The following is a 619-nucleotide window of genomic DNA, read 5'->3' as shown; positions in this document are numbered from 1 at the left end:
GCGGAGTCGAGGTAGGAGCGCACGGCGAGCCAGGCCGTCGCACCGTGTTCGGACTGGTGGCAGCCGGAGATCTTCAGCTGGGTCTTGACCGGCCGAAGTGCTCTCTCTCCGCAGTTGTTGGTGAAGGCACCTCCAGCACGACGACAACCCGACCCAACGAGCCTGCCGCACCAGCACCCACCCCATGCCTGACCAGGAAGAATCAACCGATCAAGCGACGGCCCTTCCGGTTCAGCAACGGCTTCTCAGTCAGCACCCTGCGGGCCTATCACAAGCCAGCAGGGGACTTCTCGGACATCGCCACGTAGTTCTCGCGCGAGCCCTAACACCGAGGCGAGGCCATGACGCCGGCCCCGACGATCACGCGGATCCGGCAGAACACTCAACCGAACGCCAACGACGGGAAGCTCACGCTGCCCACGCGAAGGCGACTTGATCAAACAGACAGTGGCAGACTGACGGCACATCGAAGCTCCGGTGATCAGGCGACTTTGAGCCTCGATCCACCGTGTAACGGCCGGGCTGTGGACGGGGAAACGGGAGGAGGTGCCCGCTGACCTGGGATGATGGGAGTTCTCACGCTTCCACCAGCACCAACCGGCAAGGCACCTCTCAAGTG

The 619-nt window shown here is 63.7% G+C and carries 1 protein-coding gene; it reads left to right on the top strand.

Going from position 1 to position 619, the window contains the following annotated elements:
* On the top strand, positions 1-308 hold a 308-nt coding region (locus OTB19_RS43285), incomplete at its 5' end, for a hypothetical protein (RefSeq protein ID WP_267804352.1).
* Positions 309-619 lie beyond the last annotated feature (311 nt).

The sequence above is a fragment of the Streptomyces sp. H27-H5 genome, assembly GCF_026627505.1.
Lineage (GTDB): Bacteria > Actinomycetota > Actinomycetes > Streptomycetales > Streptomycetaceae > Streptomyces.
This window is presented reverse-complemented; position numbering and strand designations above follow the sequence as displayed.